Genomic DNA, 12,551 nt, shown 5'->3' with positions numbered 1-12,551 from the left:
TTTGGGAGGCTTGTTGTTTTTACAAAGAATGGAGTATAATCTTTGTGCGATGATACAAATAAGTATGTAAATATAAGGAGAATTTATGAATAATAAAATTGAAGTATTAATTGATAAATATGGGCTGACACATTTAAAAGAGGAACTTATTCATACTGTATTTCCTTGTGTAAAAGTTGTGCCAAAGCAGGAGAAAACAGTTGCGAAAGGTAGTTCGAAAATGGGAGGAGTTCCTGATTTACCAGCTTCATTTGAATATCCAATGTATAAAGGAAATCCGTTACAATTTATCGCTCAATTTAATTTAAATGATTTACAAAATGTTGGTATAGATCACAATCTTCCTAAGACAGGGATGTTATATTTCTTTAGCATTGAAAATTACTTTGAAGAAGATGTGAATCCAACTGAAGCGGGGCGTGTGCTTTATTATGATGTTCCTGTAGAGCAATTACGAAGAGCAGATGAATTGCAAACGAATTATAACCAGTGTGCAACTACTTTTGAACTAACGTATAAATTGCCAGAGCTTTTTATTGAAGATGAGGCTGATTCAGATCGTTTCTTGCAATTACTTGAAGAGCTAATCCCAGACAACTACGATAACCATCAAATGTTTGGCGAGCCATTCTCTGTACAAGATGAGGTATTGTACGAGACTGGACAATATATGGACATAGACCCGCAGCAAATGACGCTTTTATTCCAAATTGATTCAGATACTAAAAATTGTAATATGATGTGGGGAGATTTAGGGATGCTTTATTTCTGTATTGGAAATGAAGACTTGAAAAATCGACGTTTTGAAAATACATGCTGTGTATTACAAACTTGTTAATGAAAAAGGTTGTTCTTGTAAAAAGAACAACCTTTTTACAATGTTAAATATGCATAATCTCATATGACCTATACGAAAAAGTATTGTATACTCTGAAACTATACGATACTTTTTCGTATAGTTATAGAATGTAAGGAGTGACGAGATGGGAAAGACAAGTAAGTATGTGACAGCTGCCGCACTTTGTTCAACTATAGTAATGGGGGGCTTACACGCGTCATCTGTATCTTATGCAGCTACGAATCCAACTGTAGCGACATCACAATCAGATGTAAAGTTGTTAAATGATTTCAGAAAAGAATTAAAAAAACAGATTGATAATCGAGAAGAAAATATTACAATCACATATAAAACAAAAGATAGAAATGCTAGAAATATTATGGACCAATTGTATGGTGAATTTAATAAAATTGTAGATGCAGATGAGTATGTAAAATATAATGTAGCGTCTACTAGATATTCTATTAAAGGGTTACCAGGAAACTATACGTTTACACTGCAAGTGAAATACCGTGAATCAAAAGAGCAAACACAATATGTAAAATCTCAGGCAAAAGCAATTATCGGTTCAATTGTAAAACCAGGGATGGATGAGAATGAGAAAGTAAAAGCTATTCATGATTACGTTGTAAAACACGTATCTTATGATACGTCTTATCAAGCGTACACAGCATATGAAGCGTTAGCGAACCGTTCTGCCGTTTGCCAAGGATATACGTTATTAACGTATGAATTGCTAAAAGAAGCGGGTATCCAAAATCATATTGTAACAGGTACAGGAAATGGACAAGCTCACGCATGGAATTTAGTAAACATTGAAAACAAGTGGTATCATCTTGATACGACATTTGACGATCCAGTGCCAGATAAAGCTGGGCGCGTAACATATTCATATTTTAATATGTCTGATGAGCAATTAAGTAAAGATCATGAATGGGATCGTAGTAAATATCCAGCAGCAACTACAAGTTATTTTGGTGAATTAACAAACAAAATAAAAGCTGGTAGTTCGAAAACTCCCGTATACGAGCAAATGTTAAAAGATACGAATTTAAAATATTTATCAGCACAATATGGGGCTGAAAATTATAATGAATTTAAGCAAAAGTTGCAGCAACAATTCGCTTCTAAGCCAGAAAAAGTAGAAGTACGATATAAGCAGTCTATGGATGGAACAATGCAAGATATAAAAAAAGTGTTAAATGAAATAAATTGGCCAAAAGGTGCCAAGCGTGTATCTTATCAAGTAGCACCATATAGTGCAATGGCAGATTATTCATTAGCGACAATTACATTTACGTATTAAGTAATAAAGGAGAGCATCTTGTAAAAGGTGCTCTTTTTATTATGTATCACTTCAAAAAACAGAATTGTGTGATAAAATTATAAAGGAAGGATGTGGAAACTAAATGAACTTGTTCGAAAGTAATATGTTTACATTGATATATGTTTGTTTAGTAATCGGACTTATCGTTTTGTTTTTCCTATCATTTACTTTGTTTATTAGAAGATTATTGCAAAAGAGCGCTGCAAAAAAACAACAAGTGATGCATATGAATCAGAAGCTAGATCGAATGATTGAATTGCTTGAAAAAGATAAGAAATAGCGATAGAAGATGTATGAAAAGGAGAAGCGGATGGCTAATTATATAAAAGAATTACGTGAAAAAGTAGGGCACGACTGTGTTCTCATAAACTTTGCGGGTGGTTGTGTGTTGAATGAACATGGAGAAGTATTACTGCAAAAAAGAGGTGATTTTAACGCTTGGGGATTTCCTGGCGGTGCAATGGAAATCGGGGAATCTGCCGCAGAAACTGCGATTCGAGAAATAAAGGAAGAAACAGGTTATGATGTAGAAATAAATGAGCTTATCGGAGTGTATACAAAATATTTTCAAACATATCCAAATGGAGACAGAGCTCAGTCCATTTTAATATTCTTTTCATTCTCAATTATCGGAGGAGAGAAAAAAGTAGACGGTGATGAAACGTTGGATTTGAAGTTTTTCCCGCTAAACAAAATGCCACCATTGTTTAATCAACAACATGAGGATTGTTTGCAGGACTTACTAGAGAAAAGAGTAGGGATGTATCGTTAATATAAAAAAAGAAGCTATTGGGATTAGCTTCTTTTTTTATATTGTATTTATTTCCACCAATCATCAAACATTGATGCTGGAACTTGTCTCTTATGTTCACTTACTTTGTAACGCTTCTCAATCTTCTCAGCAACATCAGCTGGAACTGCTTTACCTTCTAAATAGTCATCTAATTGATCATACGTAATACCTAACTCTGTTTCATCAGCTTGACCTGGTTTTTCATCTAATAAATCAGCTGTTGGCATTTTTAAGTAAAGTCGCTCGTCCGCACCTAATTCTTGTAATAGAGCGCGTCCTTGACGTTTTGTTAATCCAGTTAATGGTAATAGGTCTGCACCACCATCTCCGAATTTTGTGAAGAAGCCCGTTACAGCCTCTGCAGCGTGATCTGTTCCAATCACAAGTAATCCTTGTTGACCGCCGATTGCGTACTGCGTAACCATACGAATACGTGCTTTCACGTTACCTTTATTGAAATCAGTTAATGATTCACCCAATAAGTTTTCGTATTGATTTGAGAAAGCATCAACTGTTGAAGCGATATCAAATGCAACAGATTGATCCGCTTGAATAAATTGTAATGCTAATTGCGCATCATCTTCATCTTTTTGCACTTTATAAGGTAGGCGCACAGCGATAAACGTTGCGTTACCACCTTCATTACGAATTTCCTCCACTGCAAGCTGAGCTAAACGTCCAGCTAATGTAGAGTCTTGTCCGCCACTAATTCCAAGTACAAATCCTTTCGCACCCGTTTTTTTTACATAATCTTTTAAGAAATCAACACGTTTACGGATTTCTGCTTTCGGATCAATTACAGGCTGAACATGTAATGCTGCCATAATCTGTTCTTGTAATGTCATTATGTTTCCTCCTATTCGTATTAAAGCGGTAAATAAGTTTATATGTATATTGGTACATACTTCTATCCTTTATTATTTCGCAAAACTAACGAATATACAATAGGATGCGTGTATGAATATGAATGTAGTCATTATAATGAAACTGCTTCGTTTAAGCAATTTTTTTGAAACCTTTCAATAATGTAAGGTTTTTGTCATTTGAATCGATGGAAGGTATTTCCGTACTTTACTAATATAAGAACATAGTTAGTAGAAGGGCGGAGAAGTAATATGAATATTAGAGAACTCGCATATCGGAATGTGACGCGAAATAGACGAACATATTCAGCGTATTTTTTAAGTAGTGCATTTGCTATTATGGCCTTTTTTGTGTATTCATTTTTTGCGTTTCATCCGGCATTAAGTGCTGGAGAATTGGGCCAGTACGTGTTCGTAAGTATGTCTTTTGCACAGTCCATTATTTACTTATTTACATTTTTCTTTATTTTATATTCGATGGGAATGTTTTTAAAAACGAGAAAGCGTGAATTAGGAATTTTAATGATGTTAGGTATGACGAAATATCAATTAAAGCGTCTTATCTTCTTTGAAAATATTATGATTGGGATAGGGGCAATTGTTTTTGGAATTCTTGCAGGAATGTTATTTTCTGGAATGTTAATATTTGTAGCTCCGATGATATTAAAATTAGATATTTCCTTAGCCTATTACATACCAATGAAAGCAATTATTGTAACGAGTATTATGTTTTTCATATTATTTATAATTATTTCATTGTTTAGTGCAGGAATGATTCAAAAAAATAAAATTATGAAATTGTTTAGAGGGTCAGCAGAAGCGAAGCCGGAACCGAAAGCATCTATTATTTCTTCCATATTAGCGGTCATATTGCTTAGTGCCGGATATGCAGGAGCGCTTATGTCACACGGCGCAATGGTATTTATCATGATGATTCCAGTTACAACGGTAGTCATTATTGGTACGTACTTGCTGTACAAGCAGTTGAGTGTCTTTATTATTAGACTATGTAAAAAAAGTAAACGTTTCTATTGGACACAGACAAATATTATTACTTTGTCAGATTTAGCTTACCGTATGAGAGATAACGCAAGAATGTTCTTTATTGTAACCATTATTTCAACTGTAGCGTTTTCAGCAATAGGTACATTAGTTGGTTTCGCATCAATGATGAAAGGAATTATGGAGAGACCAATTGCGTTTCAATATCACTCTAAGCAAGGAAATAGTAATGAATTACAGCATTTGAAGATGATTGATGAAGGATTAAAGAAACATAGTATAGCAGCTTCTAAAACTACTATTTCAACGAAAAAGGCGGAGGAGCAGCCGTTAAGAAGCGCCATTTTCATAAAAGAATCAGATTATGAGGAATATGCGAAATTAACAGGAGAACCATTTCAAACTGTAGCAAATAAAGAAGCTTTATTTTTGTTTGTCGATATACCAGGACCACCAATGAAAGAAAGAAAAGAAATTACTTTACCACATTTGAACGATCCTTTAAAAGTGAAAAAAGTTAATACTTCTTCATTAAGTAAAATACTAAGAGGTAACGTTTATGTAATCTCTAAAAATCAATATGATGCATTACAAGATGGATTTAAAGAGGAAAAAGATTATGTGTACAAAACAGAAGGAACGAAAGATGAAATTGAGGTTGGTAAAGAACTTACTCATCAGATGAAGCCTTATGAAGAACATGCAACGTTTAGTGCAGAAGAGTACGAACAAAACCAAAGTTTACAAATCGCAGGACCAATTTTATTTGTAGGTTTCTTTATTGGTATTGTATTTTTCGTATGCGCAGGAAGCTTCCTTTACTTCCGTTTGTTTTCTGACTTGGAGGATGATACTCGTTTGTTTGAAATGATTCGAAAAGTAGGATTAACGAGTGGGGAATTATCGAAAGTGGTTACAATTCGATTGGCACTTTTATTCTTCGTTCCAATAGGTGTTGCAACATTACATGGGGCAGTAGCGTTAACTGCACTGGGACAGATGTTTGAGTACTCATTATTTAAAGAAAATATGATTGTATTAAGTATTTTCGTAGGAATTCAAGTTGTATATTTCTTACTGATACAATCTCGTTATTTAAAACAATTGAAAGAGAGATTACGTATTCGTTAAATGTGTTTTTTTAACTTGAGTACAAAAATTTCTAAAAAGAGGCAGGTATTACCAAAAAGTGATAAAATGGAAAGAGCGAGGTGGAAAAAATAATAGAAAGTAAGGGGGGGAGTAATATGAAAGCAACAGGAATTATTCGAAAAGTAGACGAATTAGGACGAATTGTTATTCCTAAAGAGTTACGAGAAGTATTAGGGATCCAAATCAAATCACCACTTGAAATTTTCGTAGAAGCAGATAAAGTCATTTTACAAAAATATCAACCTTACAATGCTTGTCAAATAACAGGTGATGTTTCAGATCAAAACATATCATTAGCAAATGGAAACATTACTGTTAGTATAGATGGAGCGAAACATTTAATAAAAGAAATAGAGAAGTTTTTAAACAAGAGTGAGGTTTAGTCTTAATTTATATTATTTTTTAAATTTCATATCATTCTTTAAAAACTATAAAAGGACCATTAAATTGGTCCTTTTATTTTGGTTATTAGTTGTACCAATCGGATTTTTGGTGCTTAAAAATTACGAGATAAATCAAAGAGTAGTATAAAATTAGTAAGCTATATTGAGAAATATTTTTAAGGAAGGAAAAAGAAACAAATAAAACGAATGTTACATTTAAACGTTTTCAAAAGTGGTCTGAAATGAAAATAATATATTTTCAGGAGGGATTACGATGAGGAACAGTAGTACAGCGAATAAACAAAAAGGTATACAATTGATTCCTTTTACAGTAGACAAGGTGATTGAACAAGTAAATGAAATTCCACCAGGTGTACAACTCATCCATGCTCCACAAGTATGGGAGAAGAGTGCGAAAGGAAAAGATATTGTCGTTGCCGTATTAGATACAGGGTGTGATATGAATCATATAGATTTAAAGGATCGCATTATCGGCGGAAGAAATTTCACGAAAGATTACGAAGGGGATCCAAATGTTTATCTTGATAACAACGGACATGGTACTCATGTAGCGGGGACAATTGCAGCGACTGAAAATGGTGTCGGTGTTTTAGGAGTGGCACCACTTGCTAAAATGTTAGTGTTAAAGGTTTTAGCGGGAGATGGTTCTGGGAGTTATGAGCAAATTATTGAGGCAATTCATTATGCTGTAAATTGGAGAGGGCCTAATAAAGAAAGAGTTAGAGTCATTTCCATGTCACTTGGTGGCCCGCAAGACGTTCCGGAATTACATGAAGCAATTCAAAATGCGGTAAGACATGATGTTCTCGTTGTATGTGCTGCTGGAAATAATGGAGATTGCGATGATAACACGGAGGAGCTAGACTTCCCAGGTGCTTATTCTGAGGTAATTGAAGTTGGTGCTGTTAATTTAGAACGGAAAATCGCATGTTTTAGTAATTCAAATCAAGAAATCGATTTAGTGGCGCCAGGCGATGGAATATTATCTACGTATCCTGAAGGGAAATATGCTGTATTAAGTGGTACTTCTATGGCGACACCGCATGTTGCTGGAGCGCTGGCCTTACTCATTAAGCAGTGTGAGAGAGAATATGGTAGAAAGTTATCAGAGCCAGAAATATATGCACAACTTATTAAAAGAACTGTACCTTTAGGGTATGAACGTACATCTGAAGGTAATGGATTAATAGATTTATTAAAAGAATAGCAAATACTAAAAAAACATCTCCTATTCATAGGAGATGTTTTTTTAGTATGGTTTTGTTGCATGTACTGGGGAATCTAGTATTTAATTTTTTTTTACGAAATGTATATTAGGCTGGTGGTTATCCCGTACGTCTGTCCATAAAATTATAAAAGGTGCATGGAACTGGCATCGCAACAACATAAACCGCTATAAGGCTAGAGGAGGTATACACTGATGATATATCAAGCTATTCAGCAGTTAATTGATCGTGCAATTGAAATTCAATTGATTGAACAAGAAGATGCAATATATGCAAGGAATAAAATCCTTTCCTTACTTCGTTTAGATGATTTTGTAGTGGAAGCGTCAGCGCCCGCAAAGAAAGCAATTTCGGAGTTATTGGAAGAGTTAATTGAATATGCTTGCATGCATAAAGTCATTGAGGGAGTACTGGACGAGAAGGAGATTTTAGCAAGTGCAATTATGGATGTTTTTATGTCCAAACCGTCAGTTATCAATATATTATTTTCTGAAAAATACGAACAAAGTCCGAAGGCTGCGACAGATTATTTCTATGAATTAAGTAAAAACAGCGACTATATCCAAATGAAGCAAATTGCCAAAAATATAAATTATAAAGTAAATACGGAATATGGTGCCATTGATATAACGATTAACTTATCAAAACCGGAAAAAGACCCGAAACAAATTGCTAGAGAAAGAGTGTTGGAAAGTACAAATTATCCAAAATGTTTACTCTGTATAGAGAATGAAGGATATAGGGGCAGAATTGGACACCCTGCACGATCGAATCATCGTATGATTCGTATGAACCTTACAGATGAAAGCTGGTTTCTACAGTATTCTCCGTATATATACTTTAATGAACACTGTATTGTATTGTCCTCAGAACACCGGGATATGAAAATTGACCGTCAAACATTTTTACGTTTGTTAAAATTCGTAGAAAAATTCCCACATTATTTCCTTGGTTCCAATGCAGATTTGCCAATTGTAGGAGGGTCTATTCTAACACATGACCACTATCAAGGTGGAAACTATGAATTTGCTATGGCAAATGCATCAAACGACCTAATTTTTGAACTCACCAACTTTCCAGAAATGCAATGTTCTGTTATTAAATGGCCTATGTCAGTTATTCGCTTAAGAAGTAACGACATAGAACAAATAGTAAATGCAGGGGAGTACATATTAGAGAGGTGGAAGGGGTATAGTGATCCATCTGTAAATACATTTGCATTTACGAATGATGTTCCACATAATACGATTACGCCGATTGCTCGTTACCGGAATAGTATGTACGAATTGGATCTTGTTTTGCGGAACAATCGTACAAGTGACGAACATCCACTAGGTATTTTTCACCCTCATGCGGAAATACAGCATATTAAAAAGGAAAATATCGGTCTGATTGAAGTAATGGGATTAGCTGTACTTCCTGCGCGTTTAAAAACAGAACTTCAGGAAGTGGAAAAATTTTTACTTAACATTCCAAGCGATATTCCAACGCCTCATATACGATGGGCAGAACAATTAAAAATAAAATATGACAATCGAATACATGAACAAAATGTACAGGGGATAGTAAGAGAAGAATTAGGACGTAAATTTATACAGGCGCTTGAAGATGCTGGTGTTTTTAAACGAGACGACGAAGGGATATCGGCGTTTAAACGTTTTATTCAGACCTTAAATTAGGAATGGACTTAGTAGTTATAGTGATTACAAAATGACCTAATTATATGATAAGGGAGGTAATAATATGGAGGAGTGTGAGCATAAGCAACTACAGGAATTGAAACAGGTAGGTGGCCCTATATTAATGGTTTGTATAAAATGTAATCAAATTATTAAAGTAAAAAAGAATTAAACGCATGTATTCCTAGTGTGTGATGAACAAAGTCCTCATTGATTAAAGTTTTACTGTATGAAAAGAATAGAAAAAACTAAAAAAACATCCCATATTCATGTGGGATGTTTTTTTAGTATGGTTCTGTCGCATGTATTACGACATCTAATAAACCGGGGAATCTAGCATTTAAGTCATCTTCACGAATTGAAATGAAACGTTGTGTGCCTTCAAGGCGTGTATACATAACACCGGATTCACGTAAAACCTTGAAATGGTGAGATAAAGTTGATTTCGCAATTGGAATGTTTAACGCACCACAAGATTGTTCATTTTTCTCTAGTAGCATAGTTACAATTTGTAAACGAATTTGATCGCTAAGTGCGTATAAGACAGAAGAGAATTGAATTTCTTCTCGATTTGGATGATAGAGAGTACGCATTTTTTCACCTGCTTGTATAAGTTCATATATTTGCACTATAACATACAAAGTGGTATATTTCTATTGTTCGAATATATTCGAACAATAGAAATATAGGGGGAGAAAAAATGAATTATACAAAATTGCAAAAGGCAGGACCTAATATTTCAAAGTTGGGGCTAGGAACAAACGCTGTAGGGGGACATAATTTATATGCTGATGTGAATGAGGGAGAAGGAAAACAATTAATTGAAGAAGCTATTCAGCAAGGGATTACATTTTTTGATACAGCAGATTCATACGGATTCGGTAGATCAGAGGAATTGGTAGGGGAAGTATTGAAAGGAAAACGCCACGAAGTTGTACTTGCTACAAAAGGTGGAATACAGCCGTTATTAAATGGAGAAGTTTATATTAATAATGAACCAAGCTATTTAAGAAATGCTGTGGAAAATAGCTTAAGAAGATTACAGACTGATTATATTGATTTATATTACTTACATTTTACAAATCCTGAAACAAGTTACATAGATTCAATTGGAGAGCTTAATCGCCTAAAAGAAGAAGGGAAAATTCGTTCAATTGGAATATCTAACGTTAATGTAGAGCAATTAAAAGAAGCGAATCAGCACGGACATATAGATGTTGTACAATCACCATATAATATGTTAGATCGTAATGCTGGGGAAGAACTTTTGCCGTATTGTATAGAACCAAGTATTTCATTTATTCCGTATGGGCCTCTTGCCTTTGGGATACTAGGTGGAAAATATACAGAAGATTTCAAATTGAACGAAGGGGATTGGCGTCAAAGTGTAAATCTCTTCGAAGAAAATACATACAAAAGTAACTTTAAGAAAGTAGAAATGTTAAAAGGCTTAGCTAAAGAAATGAATCTTGAAGTATCGCATTTAGCTTTAGCGTGGCTTCTAAACAAAAAAGGAATTGATACTGTTATTCCTGGTGGGAAACGAGCGGAGCAAATAAGAGAAAGTGTAAGAGCGGTGGAAGTTTCATTGAATGAAAAGGTTATGAAAGAGATTGAATCTATTTTAGAAGCTTAGTTGAAAAGAGGGGGAGTTCCCTCTTTTTATATAAAAGGAGAAGATTTAAATGAAAAGAGTACTAGCTGTATTCTTTACGATAATGTTTATGATTGGTACAGATACTTTCTTAATTTCACCACTTTTACCGACATTACAACAGGTATATCATGTTTCAACTGAGTTGTCAGGGTGGATGGTAAGTTCATATGCTTTAGGATACGCTGGATTTGCACTTATTGCTGGTCCTATATCAGATGGCTTAAACAGAAAAAAAGTGATGGTAATAGGAATGAGTTTTTTTGCGTTAAGTACGTTTTTATGTGGAATGGCACCGGGTTTTCTATGGATGCTAGCATTTAGATTTTTAGCAGGTGTAAGTGCAGCCTTTGTATCTCCACAAGTGTGGGCATCTATTCCGCTCCTTATAGAGAAGGAGCAAATTGTAAAGGCGATTGGGATTGCAACAGCAGGGTTATCAATCTCTCAAATTTTAGGTCTACCAGTAGGGTCGTATTTAGCAATGATACACTATACTACACCATTCTTCGTCATTGGTATATTATCAGCACTACTTGTCATTCTTATTTATGTAGTATTACCAGAAATACAACCGGTTCATATAGGTGGAAATAAAACAAATATCTTAAAACGCTATAAACAATTACTTACAGATTCAAAGGTTTCACTTTCTTATTTTGCATATTTTGTTTTTCAAACTGGTAATTTTGCTGCATTTTCATTCTTTGGCGTATGGCTTTCCATTCAATTTGGCTTAAAAATTCATGAAATAGGAACAGCTATGCTCATATTAGGATTAGGGAATTTAACTGGGAATATTTTTGGTCCTAGAATCGTAAATAAAATTGGTTATAACCTTTCTTTCTATGGCGGCATTCTATTTACAGCAGTGCTATATGTATTACTTCCTCATGTAAAGAACATTATATTTGTGGAGTTATTATTCTTTGTTTTATTTTTTGTGACAGGAATTTTGTTTGTATTGATGATGAGGCACTTACAAAACATGTCCAGTGTAGCAAGAGGAACAGGAGCAGCTCTTGCTAATGCTTCGATGTATATTGGTCAAATGATAGGAGCGGCAATAGCAGGACTGCTATTTGCTGCATCTCACAATTTTATATTTGTAGGTAGTTTTACTGCTTTCCTATATGTAGTCGCTTTATTATTGTTTAGAAAAAGTGAAAAACTTACTGAAAATCATGAAACAGGAATTGCGTCATAAAGCCTGTTCAAATAAAAAATAGCTGTATTTCTTCGGTTGAGGTGACATCAAATAAAACGAGTACAAGAAGTGCAGTTAGTGTAGCAATGAAAATGTCAGTTGAAAACCAAATATGAAATATATTAAATCAATATTAGAAGAGTAATAATACACGAAGTAGTTTTTAAGTGCAGAAGCTACAGAAAGTAGAGAAATAGTGTATAGGCATTGTAACAAAGTTATGGAGAATCCAAAAATAAAAATCCCTACAGAGATAGGGATTTATATATCGGCATATAGTTCCTTGGAAAAGGATATACTTAGTATAACATATAGGACTACTTATATTTGTGAAGTAGATGTGAAAGTAATGTGAAAAATGCTGGAAGAAAAACACTATTTAAATAGAGGATAATGTAGATAAGAG

The 12,551-nt window shown here is 34.2% G+C and carries 12 protein-coding genes; 10 read left to right on the top strand and 2 right to left on the bottom strand.

Translation table 11 applies throughout. The features are described 5' to 3' along the window. Nucleotides 1–85: 85 nt before the first annotated feature. The 4 genes from ACUN28_RS19705 to ACUN28_RS19690 all read left to right on the top strand — a co-directional run bounded on the left by ACUN28_RS19705 (nt 86) and on the right by ACUN28_RS19690 (nt 2,937). Nucleotides 86–838: a YwqG family protein gene (locus tag ACUN28_RS19705; RefSeq protein ID WP_016088268.1), complete on the top strand. Its 753-nt coding sequence runs from the start codon at nt 86–88 to the stop codon at nt 836–838. Nucleotides 839–983: 145 nt separating this feature from the next. After that, nucleotides 984–2,144, top strand: coding sequence for a transglutaminase domain-containing protein (locus ACUN28_RS19700; RefSeq protein WP_016088267.1), 1,161 nt, complete (start codon nt 984–986; stop codon nt 2,142–2,144). Between the two features lie 103 nt (nt 2,145–2,247). Next, on the top strand, nt 2,248–2,445 hold the full coding sequence (locus ACUN28_RS19695; protein WP_016088266.1) for a DUF4083 domain-containing protein: 198 nt from the start codon (nt 2,248–2,250) through the stop codon (nt 2,443–2,445). Nucleotides 2,446–2,475: 30 nt separating this feature from the next. Next, entirely contained in the window at nt 2,476–2,937 is a 462-nt protein-coding gene (locus ACUN28_RS19690; RefSeq protein ID WP_016088265.1) for an NUDIX hydrolase, read from the top strand. Between the two features lie 47 nt (nt 2,938–2,984). Here ACUN28_RS19690 and nadE read toward each other — a convergent pair whose 3' ends face one another. Beyond that, complete coding sequence (gene nadE / locus ACUN28_RS19685) at nt 2,985–3,803, bottom strand: ammonia-dependent NAD(+) synthetase (protein WP_016088264.1); 819 nt, start codon at nt 3,801–3,803, stop codon at nt 2,985–2,987. Nucleotides 3,804–4,073: 270 nt separating this feature from the next. Between nadE and ACUN28_RS19680 the strand changes: the two genes are divergently transcribed. The 4 genes from ACUN28_RS19680 to galT all read left to right on the top strand — a co-directional run bounded on the left by ACUN28_RS19680 (nt 4,074) and on the right by galT (nt 9,284). Beyond that, nucleotides 4,074–5,954 (top strand): ABC transporter permease, encoded by a 1,881-nt coding sequence (locus ACUN28_RS19680; protein ID WP_016088263.1) that lies wholly within the window; start codon nt 4,074–4,076, stop codon nt 5,952–5,954. Between the two features lie 116 nt (nt 5,955–6,070). After that, nucleotides 6,071–6,358 (top strand): AbrB/MazE/SpoVT family DNA-binding domain-containing protein, encoded by a 288-nt coding sequence (locus ACUN28_RS19675; RefSeq protein ID WP_000648283.1) that lies wholly within the window; start codon nt 6,071–6,073, stop codon nt 6,356–6,358. A 274-nt stretch (nt 6,359–6,632) separates the two neighbouring features. Beyond that, nucleotides 6,633–7,586, top strand: a complete 954-nt coding sequence (locus tag ACUN28_RS19670; protein WP_001246218.1) for a serine protease — start codon at nt 6,633–6,635, stop codon at nt 7,584–7,586. 213 nt (nt 7,587–7,799) lie between these two features. Continuing rightward, nucleotides 7,800–9,284 (top strand): UDP-glucose--hexose-1-phosphate uridylyltransferase, encoded by a 1,485-nt coding sequence (gene galT, locus ACUN28_RS19665; protein ID WP_016088262.1) that lies wholly within the window; start codon nt 7,800–7,802, stop codon nt 9,282–9,284. A 284-nt stretch (nt 9,285–9,568) separates the two neighbouring features. Here the strand turns inward: galT and ACUN28_RS19660 are convergent, their stop codons facing one another. Continuing rightward, entirely contained in the window at nt 9,569–9,877 is a 309-nt protein-coding gene (locus ACUN28_RS19660; RefSeq protein WP_001259916.1) for an ArsR/SmtB family transcription factor, read from the bottom strand. Between the two features lie 107 nt (nt 9,878–9,984). On the opposite strand from ACUN28_RS19660, the gene ACUN28_RS19655 reads away from it, so the two are divergent. Both ACUN28_RS19655 and ACUN28_RS19650 read left to right on the top strand, forming a co-directional pair. Next, the gene (locus tag ACUN28_RS19655; RefSeq protein ID WP_016088261.1) at nt 9,985–10,920 is read left to right on the top strand and encodes an aldo/keto reductase; all 936 of its coding nucleotides are present in this window, start codon (nt 9,985–9,987) and stop codon (nt 10,918–10,920) included. A 49-nt stretch (nt 10,921–10,969) separates the two neighbouring features. Then, nucleotides 10,970–12,145 (top strand): MFS transporter, encoded by a 1,176-nt coding sequence (locus ACUN28_RS19650; RefSeq protein ID WP_016088260.1) that lies wholly within the window; start codon nt 10,970–10,972, stop codon nt 12,143–12,145. Nucleotides 12,146–12,551: the final 406 nt, after the last annotated feature.

The sequence above is a fragment of the Bacillus sp. WC2507 genome (assembly GCF_052656125.1).
Note: the sequence above shows the minus strand (reverse complement) of the source record. Positions and strands in the feature narration are given on the sequence as shown.

Excerpts from the sequence above, each read along its gene's own strand:
- ACUN28_RS19705 (WP_016088268.1), top strand. The coding sequence starts at position 86 with ATGAATAATAAAATTGAAGTATTAATTGATAAATATGGGCTGACACAT.
- ACUN28_RS19700 (WP_016088267.1), top strand. The coding sequence starts at position 984 with ATGGGAAAGACAAGTAAGTATGTGACAGCTGCCGCACTTTGTTCAACT.
- ACUN28_RS19695 (WP_016088266.1), top strand. The coding sequence starts at position 2,248 with ATGAACTTGTTCGAAAGTAATATGTTTACATTGATATATGTTTGTTTA.
- ACUN28_RS19690 (WP_016088265.1), top strand. The coding sequence starts at position 2,476 with ATGGCTAATTATATAAAAGAATTACGTGAAAAAGTAGGGCACGACTGT.
- nadE (WP_016088264.1), bottom strand. The coding sequence starts at position 3,803 with ATGACATTACAAGAACAGATTATGGCAGCATTACATGTTCAGCCTGTA.
- ACUN28_RS19680 (WP_016088263.1), top strand. The coding sequence starts at position 4,074 with ATGAATATTAGAGAACTCGCATATCGGAATGTGACGCGAAATAGACGA.
- ACUN28_RS19675 (WP_000648283.1), top strand. The coding sequence starts at position 6,071 with ATGAAAGCAACAGGAATTATTCGAAAAGTAGACGAATTAGGACGAATT.
- ACUN28_RS19670 (WP_001246218.1), top strand. The coding sequence starts at position 6,633 with ATGAGGAACAGTAGTACAGCGAATAAACAAAAAGGTATACAATTGATT.
- galT (WP_016088262.1), top strand. The coding sequence starts at position 7,800 with ATGATATATCAAGCTATTCAGCAGTTAATTGATCGTGCAATTGAAATT.
- ACUN28_RS19660 (WP_001259916.1), bottom strand. The coding sequence starts at position 9,877 with ATGCGTACTCTCTATCATCCAAATCGAGAAGAAATTCAATTCTCTTCT.
- ACUN28_RS19655 (WP_016088261.1), top strand. The coding sequence starts at position 9,985 with ATGAATTATACAAAATTGCAAAAGGCAGGACCTAATATTTCAAAGTTG.
- ACUN28_RS19650 (WP_016088260.1), top strand. The coding sequence starts at position 10,970 with ATGAAAAGAGTACTAGCTGTATTCTTTACGATAATGTTTATGATTGGT.